The sequence below is a fragment of the Rhizobium aureum genome, from assembly GCF_030182495.1.
GTDB lineage: Bacteria > Pseudomonadota > Alphaproteobacteria > Rhizobiales > Rhizobiaceae > Rhizobium > Rhizobium tropici_C.
Map to the genome: position 1 here is coordinate 1 of NZ_JAQJCI010000034.1, position 17,545 is coordinate 17,545.

Genomic DNA, 17,545 nt, shown 5'->3' on the forward strand with positions numbered 1-17,545 from the left:
CTGGGTGAAGGAGATATCCTGCTGGCCGACAAGGGATATGACAGCAATGCCATCCGGGCTAAGGCCGCCGAGCGAAAGGCCTGGGCCAATATTCCGCCGAAGACAAACCGGAAAGGCTCCTTCGTGTTCTCCCGCTGGGTCTATCGACAACGCAATCTCGTGGAACGGTTCTTCAACAGGATCAAACAGTTTCGAGGCATCGCAACCCGGTATGACAAGCGTCCGGAAAACTACCTCGCCGCTGTAAAGCTCGTCGCTGCAAGAATATGGTGCCAGAGTTTATGAGTCGACGCCGTAAGATGCCGTAAACATATTCAGAGGACCGCGTCCTGCAATTCCTACAGTGCAGATGCACAAATTGCCGCACCTAATGCACTACTCGCATCAGGATACCGCCAACTAGCAGCCCGACAGTTGCGCCGAGGAGCTTTATGATCAAACGTTCAACTAGAAGTTGTCGACCTGGAAAGATCAACATCAATGACTCACTGGCGGCGGTGGCCAGAATACAAAAAATCGCGATGACGCGCCGGTTGTCCGGGTAGGCTACGACGAAGAGCAAACCCATTAACCCAAACAGGAAAATGCCCTCTGTATTCATAGTGGAAATAGAAAATTGCCTCGCGCGGATCGGAGCCACCGTGGCCAGCACGACTAGCGCAAGTGAAAACCAGGCAAGAATGTGGACGACGGGGGCGAATTCCATGCGAGATCATACCAACAGGTGACGGCTTTGCAAGAGAGCCAAGGCAGCGGGGCGCCGCGGCGGGATCAGGAAATCTTCTTCAGGAAGTTGTCCCATACAGTGTCCGAGTAGCGCAACATTCCTTTAGCCTCCTCGAAACTCTGATCCATCGCATGGGCTTGGTTCAACGTCGGAATTCCGATGTGTCCATAGCGGATCTAGAGCTGCGCTTCAGCCGCATTTTCGTCCTGCTTCTCAATCACCGCGAGGTAAATGGCGCAAACGAGGTCGGTACGACCGGCACCGCTTTGGCAGCGAATAAGAATGGGGTTCTGCGCAGAGTTCAGCATCGCAACTAAACGAGCGATCTTCCAGGAGATTGAGGTCGACATTCAGAATGAAGCCTGGATCGAGATAAAAAAGCACCCATTTCCACCTTTACGCGATAGCCGCTGGTGTGCCGTTTCATTAATGTGACATGAGGACCGGCAAGAGCGGCTCCTCCAAGACGCTGTCAGTCGCCCCGCCCAAGACAAAATCTCGCAATCGAGAATGTCCGAATGCTCCCATGACCAGAAAATCACCACCAAGTTCCAACGCAGCCTGCTGGATGCTCTGGCCGATGGATGACGCGCCAGCTTGCACGACCATTGCCCTGGCACTGACGCCACTCGACCTCAAGATTTCAGCAAGGCGAGATCCGCTGTCGGCTGACAGCGACTTTTCTCCCGTAACCGAAAGAACCGATACGGTTTTAGCCTTCCGAATAAACGGGTTAGCATCGCTGACGCCGCGAGCTGCTGCGCGGCTCCCGTCCCATGCAATCACCAGATGATCGATCTTGCCGACTACAGTCCTGTTGGGAAAAATGATGGCCGGTCGGCCTGAGTCGAATATGACGGCTTCCGCAACGATGCGCGTGTCAGGGACACCGGCGATACATTCAAGAATAGCCAGATCGAAGAAGCGCGCTTGCGTGGCCACTGTTTCGTGCAGCATGGGCAGGGCGGTCTTCAACGTTCGGGTAGACAACTTGATTTTGGCGCACGCCCCTAGATTTTCCGCTGCGGCGATCAATGTTGCTGCCCGATCACAGCTTAAGCTTTCAGCGCGCTCGATCATCTTTGGCGCATCGAGCAGCAACGATGACCACGCATGAGAGATGTGTGGAATTTGGGCGCTTTGAGCGCAGACGTTGAGGCTGGCGCCACAGAATTCGGCGAACGAGATGGCATTCGAAATGATCAATCCGGAACTTGGATCGGGATACGTCGCCAGCGGAAGAAAATACTGCGGCGTCATGTCTGATCAATCTCCCTGTCTTTCACGATATAAGATCTAGCGTTCTTCGTTGCAGATCGCATTGATCTAACGCATGCGCCGGCATCAGTTATGCTTAGCGATGGGATCAACTTCCCGCGCTGGAGGCGTGCGCCGCTGAGGGCGATCAACAGTGGCCAACAGAGAATTCCGTTCACCATGAGGCGCCCCGGAAATATCGCCAGCCTGCCCGATGGGATCGGCCCTCACTCGGATCGGACGAACGTTATGACGCTGCACGAGACGGAATTGACTATGGTCAATGCGGTAAAATACTGGCGGCGGCTGAGTAGGGTCCTGAATCTGAAGAGCTTCACGAGCTCATGTCTACCTTACCAAGATGTTTGAAAGACTCTCTAATGATTATTAGCGCACCCGTTCTGTTAAATGCCTCTCACTTTTGCTCCAATGATAGCGAGTACTTGCAAAAACTTTCGGCGATCGAGGTGAATGTATGAGCAGGATGCATTCCGAAAACCATCTTGTCTCCCGCATTGGCTAGCTGCGGGCGGCTGTCCTAGGTGCAAACGATGGCATCGTCTCGACTGCCAGTCTTATTATGGGTGTCGCCTCCGCGTCGGCTGGAGCATCGCAGGTACTGGTGGCGGGGGTCGCGGGCCTGGTCGCAGGCGCCATGTCGATGGCGGCGGGCGAATATGTCTCGGTCAGCTCGCAGGCGGACACCGAAGCGGCCGATCTTGCTCGCGAACGCTTGGAGCTTCAAGCTCGGCCCCAGGCTGAGCTTGACGAATTGACCCATATTTACGTCGAGAGAGGCCTTAGCTACGATCTGGCAAGGCAGGTGGCTGTCGAACTGACGGCGAACAATGCTCTGGACGCCCACGCGCGCGACGAGCTTGGAATTATCGAGCATATGGCGGCGCGGCCGATCGAAGCTGCCCTGACCTCGGCAGTAACTTTCGCCGTGGGGGCTGCCTTACCACTTCTCATGGTCGTCCTTTTCCCTTCAGGGACCCTGATTTACTCGGTTGCCGTCGCATCGCTGATTTTTCTGGCGCTTCTCGGCGCCATCGGAGCGAAGGCGGGGGGAGCCGACGTTCTAAAGGCGAGTGTTCGGGTCACTTTCTGGGGTGCCTTCGCCATGGTCCTGACGGCAGGGATCGGCGCGCTTGTTGGCATGGCGGTCTAGCCGAACCGCCTCCTCGAGCCGATGCCTTCGCGCAGATGCTTAGAGTTCAGCAATCACCTCGGCGAGCATCGAACGCACGTTTCCCGCCAGTATCGCCAGCTTACCGTTGTCGATGGCCCGCATGGATGCCACGGGGTCAATTGCGCTGACCATTACTCCGCCAGCGCCAATTGTCCGCACGATCACATTGCAAGGCAACATGGCTCCTACCTTTGGTCACGTAGTCGCCGGAGAACACCATCTTGCGGACCTCGACGGACAGATCCGGAACAGCTACCCGGAAAGTCTTCGACGCGAATGCCGGGCCATCGGGTCCCTGCGGACGGCCGTCGGGCAGCGTATGGTCGGTGAAGGATGGCGAGATCGCAGCCTTGAGATCCGCCTCGTCTCCGGTGTTCCAAAACGAGTAGAAATGCCGGGCCGCCGTCTCCGCCGAAGCCTCGGCGTGTGATCGCTTCGCTGAATGGACGATGTCGTCGATCTTCAGCGGTGCCGCGGCGAAGGCCGGAGCTGACAGGGAAATTGCAATAGCGGCAGCCGCAAGGCCGCCTGTCACAGCGTTCTTGATCATTGTCTTCAATCCTGTTTCGGTTGGTCAGTTGGTTTCGAGGTCGTCCCGGAAGACGAGTTCGAGAAGAATGCCCCCCGGGGTGCGGACAAACAGCCGCCGTTCCCCGAGCTCGGGAAGATCCATGGTGGAGTAAAGGATCCCGGTAGCATCCAGCCTGCCGCGGAAGGCGCTGTATCCTTCGAGGCGGAACCCGACATGGTCGATCGTCTCGGCGTCCCGGGCAACGGGCGCTCCGCTGCCGGGGATGAGATGGACGATCGGTTCGTCGCCAAGATAAAGCCAGTACCCGGGAAAGCTGAAGTTCGGTCGGAAGCCGACCGTCAGCCCAAGCAGGTCTTGAAGGAACTGTCGGGTTCCTTCGAGATCCGCGGTCCTTAGCGTCACATGATCAAGCTGCATGGCTTCACGCGATCACGCCGCCGCCATCGACACGCACGGTCGATCCGGTGGCAAAGGGCGTCGTCATCAAGAAGAGAACAGCGTTGGCGATATCGGAGGGCTGGCCGACTGTCTTGGCAGGCAGACTGCCGGCGACGCGCTCGAACATCGCCGTGCGGTTCGCCTCGTCCATCTTGGCCCAGAGCGGCGTATCGATCAGGCCTGGTGAAACTGCATTGACCCGGACGGGTGACAGCTCCAGGGCAAGACCTCGGGCGAGCGATTCCAATGCGGCGTTGATGGCGCCCTGCAGGACCGACGAGGCCGATGGACGCTCGCTCAGGAACCCGGAAATAAAGGTCAGCGTGCCGCGCTCCGCTATCCGTGCGGCTTTCGCGATCCTGTAGGCACCCCAGAACTTGCTCTCCATGGCTTTCTTCGCGTCGTCGAGCGGGAGCTTGCGAACTGGACCGCTGGGCGTCTGGGCTGCGGAGACGACGATGTGGTCCCAGGCATCATGGGATCCGAAGAAGGTTTCTATCGCAGACCCGTCGCCGGTATCGAGCACGACTGTGGCCATCGAGGGGTCGACCGACGCTGCGGCTTTCCCGAGCTTGTCTGCCGATCGCGACGCGATCGTGACAGCGGCTCCCGCAGCATGCGCCTGCTGGGCGACTGCAAGCCCGATGCCCGAGCTGCCGCCGATGACGAGAATGCGCTTCTGGTTCAACGATGCCATGTCCATCTCTCCGCGATTGGTTTCGATGACGGTAAACTAGCGCTGGAACGTACTTGCGATAATGGAGATTGTTGTCGATGGTCTCTTGCGATATCAGCAAGAATATGAGCGACAACTTTCTCGACATGCTGGTCTTCGTGCGGGTGGTTCAGGCGGGCAGTCTGTCAGGTGCTGCGCGCGAGCTGAACTTCTCGCTGACCGTGATCAGCCGCAAGCTGTCGAGGCTGGAGGAGCGGCTGGGTGTCCGGCTGGTCAACCGGACGACGCGGTCTCTGGCGCTGACCGATGAAGGTGCGAGGTTTTATGACCGCTGCGTCCAGATCCTGGCGGAGATCGGTGATGCGGAAACGGAAGCATCGAGCGGAAGGGATAAGGCGATTGGCACGCTGAAGGTTACATCGACCTTCGCATTCGGCATCAGATGGATCGCGCCGTTGCTCAGCGAATTCCAGGAGATGCATCCGGGCCTGCTCGTGCATCTCGACACAGACGACAGCCTGACAAATATCGTCGAAGGCGGCTATGACCTTGCCATACGCTTTGGTGCGCTTGCCGACTCCAGTCTGGTCGCCAGGCAGATTGCACCGAACAGGCGCGTCATCTGCGCAGCACCCGCCTATCTCGATCGCCGTGGAAGGCCCGAAACAATCGAAGATCTTACCCGCCATGAGGTCATTGCGTTTGGCGAACCGCCAAACAATCACTGGACCTTCGCCGATGGCCGCAGCGCAAATGTTATGGGGAGGCTCACGACCAACAATGGCGAGCTTGCGCTCCGCTGGGCACTTTCCGGAGCCGGGCTTGTCCTGAAATCGATCTGGGACGTCCAGGACGATATCGAAAGCGGCAAGCTGGAGATTGTCCTCCCCGACGTTCATCTTGCTGCGGCACCAATCCACGTCATTTTCCCGCACAGCCGGCTTGCAGCCGCCAAGGTGAGGATTTGCATTGAGTTCTTAGCTAGCAGACTGAAGTCATCGAGCGCATCGCTTCGATTCTAAAATCGAGGCGGCTATGTCAGGTCGCAAATAAGCGCGTATGCGGCGCTGTCTAGATGTTTCAGCGACTTAAGGGTTACTGGTGGCCGACCGTTCCAATCTCATCAAAAGCTTCGGGTAGCTTGAGCAAATTGCGCAATCGGGATGCCGGCCAAAAATCGGGAACGGCAAGCAGACGGCGCCAGCAAGGTTTAGTCCCTGCTTGGATGGAGCGTTCATCGTACCGCAGGGAATAGTTAGTTTCCACGGGGACTTCCCTCCAGTCCAATGTTGAAATCCAAACGCAAATGCACTTGTTGTGGACGATCGTGCACACGGCAAACTCTTGTCCCATCGCCGATCAGCACGATTTGGATGGTCTGGAGCTGGACTTCTAGGAACACCGATAGAATGAAACTTAATTGGAATGACTATTGCCGCTCACGTTGTCCGCAAAAGATCGCCGAACCTGCAACCAAATTGAACCTGTCGACGTCCAGTTGCAGAGCTGCAACAACCCTTAAGGCATCATCACGAATATCAGTCGTGTTTCATATTGCCTCTGGGCTTCCGATGAAAGTTGCGACGTTGCTTCCACTTCTCACTCTCGGTTCTTTCGCATCCTGCGCGACACAGCCGAACGAGGTTATCGCCGACGTCTATTCGCCGAGCAAACGATATCACGTTGAGGTACGGAAATGCCCACAAGTCGGAACCCTAGCGCGGGGCGAGGAGGTCCAGGCCACTGTTCTAGAGGCTGGGAGGGCCGGTGTCTGTCACTCATCTGTAAATGCGATCGAACAATTTAGCGTGAATTCACCGGAAGATCAGCTCGAGCTCGAATGGGTTTCGGAAACACAGCTCAGGGCATGGCATCCTAAATTTAATCTCAGCTACGGCCCGCAAACATACGTTTCCGGCCAAAACGATCCTGTGAAGGTCATCTTCCGTCCTAAAATATAGTGCGGCATGGTCAGAAGCCTCACGATCAGCACTGTTGCTCCAGTCAATAACTTCATTGGTCCGGCTAACGGGCGGAATAATCGGCAGCAGAGCGCCAGCCTTAGGTAGCTTGGTAAGCCGCGGCACTTTGCCAATTACCCGTCACCCTGCCATCTGGCGTCAAGTAGATCATGGCCAAGGGGTGGGAGCCGTTTGGAAGCCCGCCGCCCGGCCATCAGGATTTCGTAGGCGACGCTATTCGCTAAAGCGGCATCATCAAGGCGACCGACTGCTCCGGGGCTGACTTGGCCTCGTGCTGCTACTCCCATCGAAAAGGCGATAGGGATTTGATCCTCAACGGCGACGGGGCGGGGACCCAGGAGCCGATGGTTGATCGCCATGAGAGCACCTTTGATAGATCCCGATGGCATCAGGCCATTGATCATGGCGCCAAATTGGCATCGGCCAAACGCAAGCGAGCGCCCCCCCGTATCTCGCTGCTGACACCCATTGCTATTTGGAGAATGGATTAGATTTCCCGTCCCATTCGAGAGGATTATTGTCTGCCGCAGGCTGTTGTGCTGTGGAGTTAATCTGTCGGTCGCCTGCATTATCGTTGTCCGACTTCGGCGCGAATCTCGGCGAGAAATGCGGCAGCAACAATCTTGCCCAGGAGCGATTGATCTTGGAGGCTTCATCGGGACAACGCGCCGCCCGCTCCTTGGGCAGCATCCCATTGTCGACGATTGCGCCGTTATCATTCGGATCAAGCCCATAGATCATACATAGCAGGTTGAAGTAGCGCTGGGCATCAAGCGAATGTTCATCGGCAAAAGCCGCCACATCTTGGGTATTCGTCGATTGACTGTTGACTTTGAACCATATCGACGCCAGCTGCAGGACACGGGTTATGTCGTTCTTGCTCTCCCTGTCGTCGACATGGGAAAGCAGCATGACGGCTGCCAGCTGATCGACGGAATCTTCTTCGCGTCCGACGGCCGGAAGATCCAGCAAGTCGATCAATGCATGGCCCGACTCGTGCAGGAGAATGAAACGCAGATTGTCGCGCACAAACTCGATCGTCAGCGCCTTGGGGTCGGAAGCTCCCTTTGACAGGGCTTGACCCATCTGCAGCAAGCTATCGATCATCTCGTAGCAGAGAAATACCGCGCCGTTTTCCTTGTTATAGAATGCGTTGATGGTGCCGCATTGCCGCGTCACGTAATGCAGAGGGCGCGGAGTGACGAAGAGCCCGTCGAGGCCGTCGATTTCGGGAATGTTGGAAAACAGGTGAGTATCGACAGCCCACTGATAGGCGTAGTTGAAATTGGAATCCTGCGGCGGAAAATAATGATAGACGAAACGCAGGCCCTTGCCGTCTGTCGTAATCAGCGTGCCGTCGGTAGGCGGGGGCAGCGCATTGTCCTTCTGTTCCGTCACACCATCCTTGTCGTCGCTCAACCGCTTGGTCGGTGTGTCGGAGGACGTGTCGGCCTGCTGCGACTGCCCTTGTTGCGGCTGTTCAGGCGTACTTGACCTGTCCGAAGAGGCGTTCTGGCTTGTTTGTTTATTATTATTGTCGTTCGCGCTCGCCAGATCCGCGAGCTTTACCAGCGTCGGATAGCTTGGCTCGCCATCGGCGGAATCATCGCCAAAGGGATAGAAGCCGTTGGATATGAGCACGGAGATATTTTGCACCAGCTTGTCGTTCTTGTCGTCATTCCAGGTCAAATCGTAGCCACGGATTTCATTGCTCCGCTGCTCGAACCGTGAATAGAAGTTCCGATCTCCCGATTTTCCTGACACGATGAACCAGTTTCGCCGCTTGAACTGATAGGTGATCGTGCTGCCCTGCTCCGCGGAGAGGCTCTGGAACAGATTGTCGAGCTTAGTGATGTCGCTGTTGGGAAAACGCGCGGTCTTCAACGAAATCGAACCGTTTCTCGCTTCCAACGTCTCGCCACCGAGACTGTTATCCTGCCGTTCTGTAAGCAGCCCGGCGGGATAGGAGATGGTCAGGCCGGCTTTGGAATTGTCAAGGCTTTGCCACTGCAGCTGCTTGCGGACATCAAGGGCCGCTTGGGATAATTCGAGCGCATCCAGCGGCGACAGCATGCCGGTGGTTGCACGATTGTGATCGCGTTGGTAGCTGGCAATGCCATTGCGGCTCGCTTGCCCGAAGTTGCCATCCGCAAAACCGGTATAGTAGCCGAGCAGGATCAGGCCTTCCTGGGTGAGGCGTTTCTCCCATATGTTCAGAGCATTCTCGATCGAATCCGAGCTGGCTTGATCGAGCTGCCTGCCCTGTGCCGACAGCTGTGCAAATGCCGGCTGTAGCCAAGCCGCACAGGGAATGGCGGAAGCCAGGGCGAGGGCGAAGATCGCAGTCTTCGAAAAATCAAGCTTCAAAGCGAAGTTCATTCTGCGCGAATTCCAGTTTTCCATGGGAGCTGTCACGAAAGGCTCATGCAGGCGCCGCGTTTGCTGACAGGTTTATTGAGCCGGCACGGTTCTAAGCAGCAGCACATCAATGTCGCGCTTGGGTGTGTAGTTCTTGATATCCATTTCGAATTGGGTCGGGCCGATCTTCTTCACGCCGTCGCCGCAAAAGGATACCAGCGTCTTGGGATCGCCCTTGTCGACGATCAGTTTGAACTCGCCGATCGGCCCCGCCCAATTGCCGCCAGACGTTATGACGTAGGACAGATATTGCTCGAAAGCCTGGAAGGTCGGGTTCGGGTCGCCGAGCTTTTTGTAAAGCGAGCGGGCTGCCTTCAGAAAGGCCTCATCGGTGCAGAAGGTGTCGCGGTAATGTTTGAGCTGGTCGCTGCCCATATCCGGGGAACCCAGCGACAGGGTGGATTGGCTGCCGAGGACCGGGACATAGCTTTGTTCCACGATGACGTCTTTTCCCTTGGGAAAGGTCTGTTGCCGCCAATATTTGGAACGCAGCGTCCAAAGCGGATAAAGAGTGGTTGGCTGTCCGGTATAGTCGCCTTCGCCGGCATCGAAGAAACCGGCATCCACCAGCTCCTTGCGTTGGGCGTTCGACAAGCGGCTGATCGTCGCTTCGCTTGCCTCCACCGTTGGCACCAGGGATATGTGCAGTGCCTTGAGTTTATCCGTAATTTCCTCGTCCGGTTGCCCATCCGCAACGAGGAAGGCGCGCTGTTCCAGCTGCGAAGGAACGGGCTGCCCGTCGACGACTGTCTTGAATTTCATGAAATTGTCGTTCGCGGGGTCGGGAACGACGGTCGTGGAATTGGACCCGCCGCCCGGAAAGGCCGGCATCGGAAAGGCAATGGTCGTGGCATAGTCCGCATTCGTCAGATTGCGGAAGCGATAGGAAATGCGAATGCCTGTGGGCGACAAATAGAGCTCCTCGGAGACGAGCGCGATCTTGTCTGTTTTCTGGAGAACGAGACCACCGGTCCCCAATGTCGCCGAGCTGTCGTCGGCGAAGGCATGTGTAGGGAGGAGCATCAAGGCGCCAAGGGCAAATGGAATAAAGCGCATGACTCATCTTTCAAAATGGGGCTATTCCTGATCGCCCTCAACTCTCGACGTTGCCGAGGATGTGCAAGCAAAGCCTGCAGGCTTTATCAGAGCGCCGCCGCCGCATGGATATCCTGGCGTCCAGCAAAGGTATACTTGCGTCCATTTTTGTAATGGCACGCGATGGAGGCGGACCATCCTTCGGCATGATCCGCGCTACCGGCGGATCGTTTAGGAGCCGGGAAGCGCCGGATTCTTTTCGAACGTGCTTGTGAACGCCCAGCCGAGATATGCGAGGGAATAGCGACTCCAGCGGTAATTGGTCGCAATGAATTGGTCCATGAGATACAATAGGCGCTCATTGGTCGGACGGCTCCAGCGCTTCGGCCCAGTTCTTCTGCATATCAGACAGACGCGCGGCATAGGCTGTCGTGAGGCAGGTTACATCCCGGCATTTGTCGCGGACCGTCTTGCGCCAGAGCGTTTGCTCCCTGTCCACCGGATCGATGATCTTTCCGGTCTCCCCATCGCGCCCGGCCGTTTCTTTCCGGATGTTGTCGAACAGCGCATTCATCTGCCCGTCCAGCCTTGAAAGGCCGGCATCTGCGCAGATCAGCTTTTCGACATTGCTTTTGGCAAACTTGCAGTCGAAGCCGGTGCTCACGGCCGGAGTCGACGTCGAGAGCAATCCGGCGACAAGCAGAGCGCAAAAGCCCAGCCCGACCTGGATTATGCGTCCGACACCCGTCATGAACGCGGTTGCAATGTTCATCCGTGCGGTCCTTCAGGAATGCTATCGTCTACTGCGCCGGCGGATAAGTCGGGCTGGCCAGGCACCGGTCGAACCAAGTGGCGTCGGATTCTGCCAGCGGCCAGTCGATCTCGGCGTCGAGTTTCGGAAGGTCTCTCTTCGGGACGGGGAAGTGGTTGGGATCGGGGTCGAGATCCCATTTGCCGTTCTTGCCACTTTCACAGATATCTCCCGATTGATCACCGCAAAATGCGGCGGGTTTGGCCTGCTCTGCGGCAATGGTGCTGACACCGTAATATTGGTAGAGGGCCCAGGATGCGAACTCCGCGCTTAGGCTGCAAACTCGATCCCCGTTCCGCACGTGAACGGCGCCGGTGCACTGATAGGAAAAGCTCTTCTGCTTATTGTCGTCTGGAATGAATTCGCAGCTCACGTCAAAGCCGGAAAACGCCCCGCCGGTATATTTTGTGAGAAACCGGCGCTGGGCCTCCGCCTGAGCAACAAAGCCCTTATCCGATCGGTCGGCAAGCCCGGATGTTCGATCCGTGATGGCCTTGCGAAGCTCGCGGACCGACAATGGGTGATCGCCTGGATTGCTGCTGAACCACTCATTGCGGGCTGCAACCCAGCGGCGTTGGCTGTTGACAAGCATTGAACGGACCTCGGCGTCCGGCGCAGATTTCAGAAGCGCGCTATAGGCCTGCCCCATGGCGGCATCGGCCGCCTTCAGGCCTGCATCGCCGCAAATCCTCTTGTCGATGGCATCGCTGGCCTTTGTGCAGTCGATTGCCCGGGCCGGAATGCTCGTGCCGAAGACCATCATCAGACAAATCGTTGCAAATCGGCTATGCTTCCTGAGTTGATGGCTGGGCATCCGGTCTGCTCCTCGAAGTTCTATCCGGCTGCAAATATCTCGCCAGAGCTATACACTGTAGGGTCTTTCTTGAGATTGAGATGTGGGTGCACTTGTTGTGGACGCGGCTCCACCGCACAGTGCACCCGCAAACTATTTCATGGGCCCACGCTCTACGGAATCACGCCATCACAGGTGTTTGCTTCGAATATCTAACGAGCGATTGCCCTAAGCGCGACGTGGCTTTCCGATCGGACGTCTTGGCAGCGGCTACTAATAGCCGGCGGGAACCGAGAAATATGGACCATCAAAGGATCCGTTCACACCGCAATAAGGCGATGTGCCGTCGGCGGCAGTCGTTGCGGGTATGGTTTCCACTTTCAACGCAGCGCCGTCCCGCGTGAGTCTCAGGGCGGCAGAGTTATCGTCGCCTTTATCATTCTCGTCTTTGACGACCAGGGCGGCGCCGTCCGGTTTAGCGCTTCCATTGAACTCGCAGACCCAGTTGCCAGTCACCGGATGCGCGGCGTTACCGTTTATGGTCAGCGTTCCATCGGGCGCCGCCGTGATGTCGAAGCCGCCCGCGACATTGTGCCATGAGCCGGCGAAATCGACGGGTGGATGCGGGTTGATGGCTTTCAGAAATTTAAGCCGATCCTTCAGGACGCTACCGAGATCCGAGCGCGCCATTCCTTCCGCAGCCTCGGCTATCGCATCACGTGTGCCGACGAACCAGCGTTCATCTTCCGCAAGCGCTGCTGCCGCCTTTGGATCGAGTGTGGTTTGAAGCTTTTTATACGCTATGGCAATCGCGGCATCGGATGCAGCCAGCTCGTTGTTTTTGCAAATGGCTTTTTCCGCCGTCGAGTCAGACTTGGTGCAATTGAACGAAGGCTTCGTGCCTGCAAAAGAAACATGGGGGGAAAGAACGACGAGTGCGAAAATGGCGGCATGCGGGCTGAATGTGGCTCGAAGCATTTGGCAGTCCTGATATCCTGATTTCAGTGAAGACGGGATTGTAAAGTGAGATGCAACGGTAGATAGACATTTAAAGGCAACCGCCGCCGCGATAAGCGCCTCTGATTGACGTTAGGTGGTCTGCGCCGTCAATAGGCAGTAGCGGCACTTGCGTCACCGCTACGATCAGAATTACAGCCAAACGCGCCGTCCATCTCGTTATCATCGACACTTGTTCTTTGCTTTCTATGACATCGCGGATGTTCGTTGAATGGAAGCCGATCTACTGTAAGGAGTCGGCCCACTTCTCTTTGACCTGACGGATGCGCGCGGTGTAGGCCTTCCGAAGGCAGCTCACGTCCGGGCACCGGTCCCGGACCGTTTCGCGCCACTGGCGCTGCTCGTCGCCGATCGGGTCGATGAGTGCGCCGGTCTCGCCGTCATGGCCGCTTGTCTCGTTCTGGACCTCGACGAACAAGTCCTTCAGCTGCGAGTCAAACCGGGACAGCTCGGGGTTCGCGCAGATGAGTTTCTCGACATGGCTTTTGGCATATCGGCAGTCGAAACCGGCTGCCTTGACGTGGCCGGTGCTTGTGAAGAAGCTGCTCAGCAAGACGGCGAGGGTGAGTAAAGCTCCACCGCGTAAATAGTTCATGGTCGTGTCTCCTGGGTCGTGGCCCGTGTCATAGGGGCCGGTAGGTTCGAAATGGCGTCAATGAACGTGACGTTGCCATGATAGAAGCAGCGCTGACGTTGACGGCCGATCAGTGGCAGATACCGCCTTTTAAGGGTTTCGCAGACGGTCGGTCGTCGCCATTCGGTTGAGGCATAGTTGTACGTCCGATTGAGTGGAAGGCCGAAGCTGTCTCTTCCGGTCCACAAATGAGCACCACCTGTCCAGCTGTGCGAACTGGCACCAAGCCCGACATGATTTTTAAGTATTGGGAACGCCAAACGGTAGGGTCCAGCCGGAAGACTCCGGGTGTTCTTTCGCCAACGTCAGCCGCCAAGCGCCGGACGGCGCTCCGCGCTCGGACATCTGGTCGGGCGTTTCCCGGGGGGTGTGGCCGAATTCCGCCTTGAACAGCCGATGGAAGTATCGCTCGTTCGAAAAGCCGTGGTTCCAGGCGATTTCCGCGATACGAAGATGTGCGAGCGATCGATCTGCCAGACTGTCGCGGGCCAGACGCAGTCGCATCGCCTGAATCTTGCGCATCACGCCGCCTTGATGCCCAAACAATTGGTAGAGTTTTGCTCGCGACACACCGACGTCGCGACAGATCCGATCCGGTGTGAGATTGGGATCGAGCAGGTGGAGATCAATATAACGCTGGACCCTGCTAACCAGCGCGGCACGGATCGGCGCACTTGCCACTTGTATCGCATCCGGCGTCGGGGAGACGGAGGCAATCAACAGTTGGTGGGTCGACCGCACGACATAATCGATGTCAGCCATCCTCAACCGGCTCAAATTGGCGAACAGCGAGGACAGGTGATCGGCCAGAAGCCGCCCTATCCCTCCCGTGATTGTCGCTCCATGGGCAGCAGCGGTACTGTCCGGGAGCATAGCCCTTGGAACCACTAAGGAAATCGCTTCACCGGCCTCTATGAGGCATTCGTTTGTCTGCGCTGCATCCAGCAGGAAGAGGTCGCCCCGTGATTTTATCGGCTGATCGGACGCTGTCCGCGAAAGGAACTCGCCGCTGATCAGCAATGTGAATCGATAGAAATCCTGCCCGTCCGTCCTGATCTGTCGGCGAGTTCGCGACATTTCATAACGAGCCTTATGTCCTCGATTGAGCCACTTCCTGCTCGACAGGATGAACGGCCCTAGCGCCGCTCCACTGGCGCTTGCGTCGAACGCTATGTCGGGATCGCTGGTCAGCCTGTTGTCGCAGTGGTTCTTGTCGACCCACATTCCGAACCGTTCCTGAACCGGATACTCGCGCGTAGAGTAATTTAGTACCGTAATATTTGTTTGATCCATCATGTTAATCCGTGATGCTCGAAGTCGGTTTCGCTTGGAGCACAATATGGCCTCGCGATGGCGCAACGTTTCATCGGGGCAGTAATCAATTCCTTTTGATCCGCCTTATCCTAATCGCGCATTAATTCTGACCCTTGGCGGCGCCTTTCCAGGCGGACATAACCCGCTCCCGTTCTGCGGGGGAAAGGTTTGAGCGAACGCACAAGCTCATGGTGGCCCCCGGTGGCAGATGGCACGTCCACTTCGGACCCAACGTTTTCTTCGTATCGAACAGGATCACGCTTTCGATCCGGTCATTCCTGATACCCACATAAAGATCGGGCACTGTCTCTGCGTCGCTCTGATAGGAACAAAGACGGCGTGAGCTGCTGCTGCAATCATTGATCTCCCCGTCGAAAACGGTCGCCATAAATTTAGCGGTCCGCGGGGAATGGACGTTCAGATCAGCGTCCTCCATCGTCGACAGGTCGTGGATCACCTTGGCCAAACCGTCCTCACCATAGATCTGAGACCAGGCCGGACTTCCGGCGATGGCCAGTGTCAAGCCGGCCAAAGCAAGCGTCTTATACATTCGTCCTCCATGTATGCACTGAACGATATTCCAAAGCCATAATTTGTCATCGACGCAGGGCGGCAGCACCGAGAAGCAGAAAGACGGTCTTACGCGGATCATTGCATCCGAATTGCGTCGCTACAGGCACGATAGACGATCTCGCAAGCGCCATGGCTACGGCACTCGGACATCACATACCGGTCGGCGTCGCTCTGATACGCCCTGCTCGCGGCAATGAAAAACCCAGTTCGTCCTTTGACCCGCGCGATCGCGACGCATTGATTGTAGTAGGCGATAATGACTTTGCAGTGCTGCCCGCCAATTCGGCATTGCTGCATTGCCATGTCCGTGGCAGCCGCTTTACTCAGTTGGTTACGTGCTTCGCCAGCACTTCCCGTTCCCTCATCCATAGTAACCGCGCCCCAACTATCATGCCATTCTGGCGGGACGGTATCGTCAGGCCCACTTGGCAAGGGATAATCGTCTGATGGATTGTATGGAGAGTTTGGCGCCGATGGCGGTATGCAGCCAGGATTGCCGGCGCTTGGTATGCCTGCGGCGCATTGCGCACCGGCGTCCGAACCTGAGGATAGAAAACTTGCCAACACGAGGACACTTGCCGCGAACAACGATCTTGTCATGTAGGTATGTCGATAGCTCAATAGGTATATAGCCGTCAGCTTGATATGGACTCGGTACAGGTGATACCACCCGCACCGCTCTTGGGTTCGTGAAATTCGGACAGGCTTACACCGATTTTAGACAGGAAGAGACAAGGCTGACTTCCGAGCAATCGAGTTTCGATTGCGGCGTTTCGTTGACATCGATGGTAACTGCCCGATTGCTACCGCAGAGATTTTGCTTTGATGGGGGCGACAAGCTCTTTGTCGTCGTCGACAAAGGCGTCAAGAAAGTCGTTCCACTCTGTGGGAGAGCGGCGGGCGTCTTTGACGCAGTTGCTTCAGTTCGTCCATCTCGTCGTCCATTAGTGCGAAGAAGGATTGTATACGCAGATGACACTACCGTAGCTCAGACTGTCATCGTCAGAAATTGCCCACGGAGCCCCGAACTCGCGGCCACAGCGCTACAGACGTTTCGGCTCCCCGTGTGCAGCATCTCCTCCCTTTGCTCGTACCGGAGCTCTCTGTCTGGAGTGAGTTGGACCCCGGCAATCTTCTCGCTGGCCGTGTTGATGCGATCGCTATTGAGGACGGTAAGGTCTTGGAGGTTCTGGACTGGAAAAGTGATCGCGACACCAAACTACACCGGGATGCATATGTTCAGCAGTTGCAGCGCTACCTTCGGGCAACCTCGGCACCGCGCGACGCGATCGTATACATGACCACGGGAGAAATCGTGCCAGTCCCGCCCGAGATTGAAGCCTGACAGCCGAGCGGAGTCCGCATTTGCGGTTTGGGTTCGTTCGCCGGCACTAAAAGCCACCGCAAGCAGGTTAACTACTTGGTTTGCGGAGCAATTCAGTTTCAGAGGGAATTCGGAATAACTGGGTCGTGAGTTCCAATCCCTTCAAGAGCATTAGAGACTAACGACTGCGTGAAGGACCGGATCTCCCAATTCTGGCCGACCCGAAGGCGGGTTTAAGACCTCGCCAGAGTAAGTGCTGCTTGGACACCAGCTTCCAAAAGAGCTGCCGCTTCCGACGGGTCGGAAATAGCCCGGGCAATCTGGAGGGTGCCGACCATGAGCGCAAAGATCGCTCTCGCCTTCTCGCGAGCCGGGGAAGAAGACGAAGAGGGAAGTCTCGATGCCAGAGATTCCGTATATTTCCCCAGTTCAACTCCATAAGCCTCGCGGGTCGGTTCCGGCTGTCTTGCGATTTCGGGCAACAGCGCAGCCGATGGGCAGCCGTTTTCGCGTCCGAGCATATGATCGATGTTGAGATAGTTGCGGATGATGCTTTCGAGACCCAACTGGTCGTTCAGAGCCTTGTCCAGAATTTCGCGCTGATGCGTCAACGCGGTTACCATCGCTTCTTTTACAAGGGATTCTTTGGAATCGAAGTGAGCATAGAACGCGCCATTTGTTAACCCGGCCTCTGTCATGATCCCGGCCAAGCCGGAGGCTGCCGCGCCATCGCCGCGGAATCGCTTGGCCGCGACCTCGACAATTCGACGCCGCGTGGTTTCCTTATGTCCTTTTTCAAACCGCATCCGTTGTCTCCCGACG

20 protein-coding genes and 1 pseudogene are annotated in these 17,545 nt (G+C 56.8%); 4 read left to right on the forward strand and 17 right to left on the reverse strand.

Translation table 11 applies throughout. The features are described from left to right. On the forward strand, window positions 1–285 hold a 285-nt coding region (locus tag PH552_RS33040; protein WP_285166659.1), incomplete at its 5' end, for a transposase. Between the two features lie 82 nt (window positions 286–367). Here the strand turns inward: PH552_RS33040 and PH552_RS33045 are convergent. From PH552_RS33045 to PH552_RS33055, 3 genes are all read right to left on the reverse strand, one after another. Then, window positions 368–706 carry a hypothetical protein gene (locus PH552_RS33045; protein ID WP_113251480.1) on the reverse strand — a complete coding sequence of 113 codons (339 nt, stop codon included), beginning with the start codon at window positions 704–706 and terminating at the stop codon, window positions 368–370. A 197-nt stretch (window positions 707–903) separates the two neighbouring features. Then, window positions 904–1,077, reverse strand: coding sequence for a protein-tyrosine phosphatase family protein (locus PH552_RS33050; RefSeq protein WP_162737063.1), 174 nt, complete (start codon window positions 1,075–1,077; stop codon window positions 904–906). A 76-nt stretch (window positions 1,078–1,153) separates the two neighbouring features. Then, on the reverse strand, window positions 1,154–1,987 hold the full coding sequence (locus PH552_RS33055) for a universal stress protein (RefSeq protein WP_113251482.1): 834 nt from the start codon (window positions 1,985–1,987) through the stop codon (window positions 1,154–1,156). Between the two features lie 520 nt (window positions 1,988–2,507). Here PH552_RS33055 and PH552_RS33060 point away from each other — a divergent pair. Beyond that, on the forward strand, window positions 2,508–3,155 hold the full coding sequence (locus PH552_RS33060) for a VIT1/CCC1 transporter family protein (protein WP_285166664.1): 648 nt from the start codon (window positions 2,508–2,510) through the stop codon (window positions 3,153–3,155). Window positions 3,156–3,194: 39 nt separating this feature from the next. On the opposite strand, the pseudogene PH552_RS33065 reads toward PH552_RS33060, so the two are convergent. From PH552_RS33065 to PH552_RS33080, 4 genes and pseudogenes are all read right to left on the reverse strand, one after another. Continuing rightward, window positions 3,195–3,371: pseudogene (locus PH552_RS33065) on the reverse strand (DUF302 domain-containing protein); the annotation flags it as partial. Next, on the reverse strand, window positions 3,292–3,726 hold the full coding sequence (locus tag PH552_RS33070; RefSeq protein ID WP_285166660.1) for an ester cyclase: 435 nt from the start codon (window positions 3,724–3,726) through the stop codon (window positions 3,292–3,294). The gene PH552_RS33070 and the pseudogene PH552_RS33065, both read right to left, overlap by 80 nt. A 24-nt stretch (window positions 3,727–3,750) precedes the next feature. Next, window positions 3,751–4,125, reverse strand: coding sequence for a VOC family protein (locus tag PH552_RS33075; RefSeq protein WP_113251485.1), 375 nt, complete (start codon window positions 4,123–4,125; stop codon window positions 3,751–3,753). A gap of 4 nt (window positions 4,126–4,129) precedes the next feature. Then, window positions 4,130–4,843, reverse strand: a complete 714-nt coding sequence (locus PH552_RS33080) for an SDR family oxidoreductase (protein WP_113251486.1) — start codon at window positions 4,841–4,843, stop codon at window positions 4,130–4,132. Between the two features lie 77 nt (window positions 4,844–4,920). Here PH552_RS33080 and PH552_RS33085 point away from each other — a divergent pair, with 77 nt between their 5' ends. Continuing rightward, on the forward strand, window positions 4,921–5,844 hold the full coding sequence (locus PH552_RS33085) for a LysR family transcriptional regulator (protein WP_285166661.1): 924 nt from the start codon (window positions 4,921–4,923) through the stop codon (window positions 5,842–5,844). A gap of 1,431 nt (window positions 5,845–7,275) precedes the next feature. On the opposite strand, the gene PH552_RS33090 is transcribed toward PH552_RS33085, so the two are convergent. The 9 genes from PH552_RS33090 to PH552_RS33130 form a co-directional block, all read right to left on the reverse strand. After that, window positions 7,276–9,183, reverse strand: coding sequence for a DUF4344 domain-containing metallopeptidase (locus PH552_RS33090; protein ID WP_113251488.1), 1,908 nt, complete (start codon window positions 9,181–9,183; stop codon window positions 7,276–7,278). Between the two features lie 72 nt (window positions 9,184–9,255). Further along, window positions 9,256–10,245, reverse strand: coding sequence for a DUF4424 domain-containing protein (locus PH552_RS33095; protein ID WP_285166662.1), 990 nt, complete (start codon window positions 10,243–10,245; stop codon window positions 9,256–9,258). Between the two features lie 370 nt (window positions 10,246–10,615). Next, window positions 10,616–11,029, reverse strand: coding sequence for a lysozyme inhibitor LprI family protein (locus tag PH552_RS33100; RefSeq protein WP_113251490.1), 414 nt, complete (start codon window positions 11,027–11,029; stop codon window positions 10,616–10,618). Window positions 11,030–11,057: 28 nt separating this feature from the next. Beyond that, window positions 11,058–11,882 carry a lysozyme inhibitor LprI family protein gene (locus PH552_RS33105; RefSeq protein ID WP_113251491.1) on the reverse strand — a complete coding sequence of 275 codons (825 nt, stop codon included), beginning with the start codon at window positions 11,880–11,882 and terminating at the stop codon, window positions 11,058–11,060. A 252-nt stretch (window positions 11,883–12,134) separates the two neighbouring features. After that, window positions 12,135–12,839: a lysozyme inhibitor LprI family protein gene (locus PH552_RS33110; protein WP_113251492.1), complete on the reverse strand. Its 705-nt coding sequence runs from the start codon at window positions 12,837–12,839 to the stop codon at window positions 12,135–12,137. Between the two features lie 262 nt (window positions 12,840–13,101). Further along, on the reverse strand, window positions 13,102–13,473 hold the full coding sequence (locus tag PH552_RS33115) for a lysozyme inhibitor LprI family protein (protein WP_113251493.1): 372 nt from the start codon (window positions 13,471–13,473) through the stop codon (window positions 13,102–13,104). A 279-nt stretch (window positions 13,474–13,752) separates the two neighbouring features. After that, window positions 13,753–14,808 carry a helix-turn-helix domain-containing protein gene (locus PH552_RS33120; protein ID WP_113251494.1) on the reverse strand — a complete coding sequence of 352 codons (1,056 nt, stop codon included), beginning with the start codon at window positions 14,806–14,808 and terminating at the stop codon, window positions 13,753–13,755. A 118-nt stretch (window positions 14,809–14,926) separates the two neighbouring features. Beyond that, window positions 14,927–15,376, reverse strand: a complete 450-nt coding sequence (locus PH552_RS33125; RefSeq protein ID WP_113251495.1) for a hypothetical protein — start codon at window positions 15,374–15,376, stop codon at window positions 14,927–14,929. A 98-nt stretch (window positions 15,377–15,474) separates the two neighbouring features. Further along, entirely contained in the window at window positions 15,475–15,999 is a 525-nt protein-coding gene (locus PH552_RS33130; protein ID WP_113251496.1) for a DUF4189 domain-containing protein, read from the reverse strand. A gap of 517 nt (window positions 16,000–16,516) precedes the next feature. Between PH552_RS33130 and PH552_RS33135 the strand changes: the two genes are divergently transcribed. Next, the gene (locus PH552_RS33135) at window positions 16,517–16,744 is read left to right on the forward strand and encodes a hypothetical protein (protein WP_113251497.1); all 228 of its coding nucleotides are present in this window, start codon (window positions 16,517–16,519) and stop codon (window positions 16,742–16,744) included. 212 nt (window positions 16,745–16,956) lie between these two features. Here the strand turns inward: PH552_RS33135 and PH552_RS33140 are convergent, their stop codons facing one another. Beyond that, window positions 16,957–17,529, reverse strand: a complete 573-nt coding sequence (locus PH552_RS33140; RefSeq protein ID WP_113251498.1) for a TetR family transcriptional regulator — start codon at window positions 17,527–17,529, stop codon at window positions 16,957–16,959. Window positions 17,530–17,545: the final 16 nt, after the last annotated feature.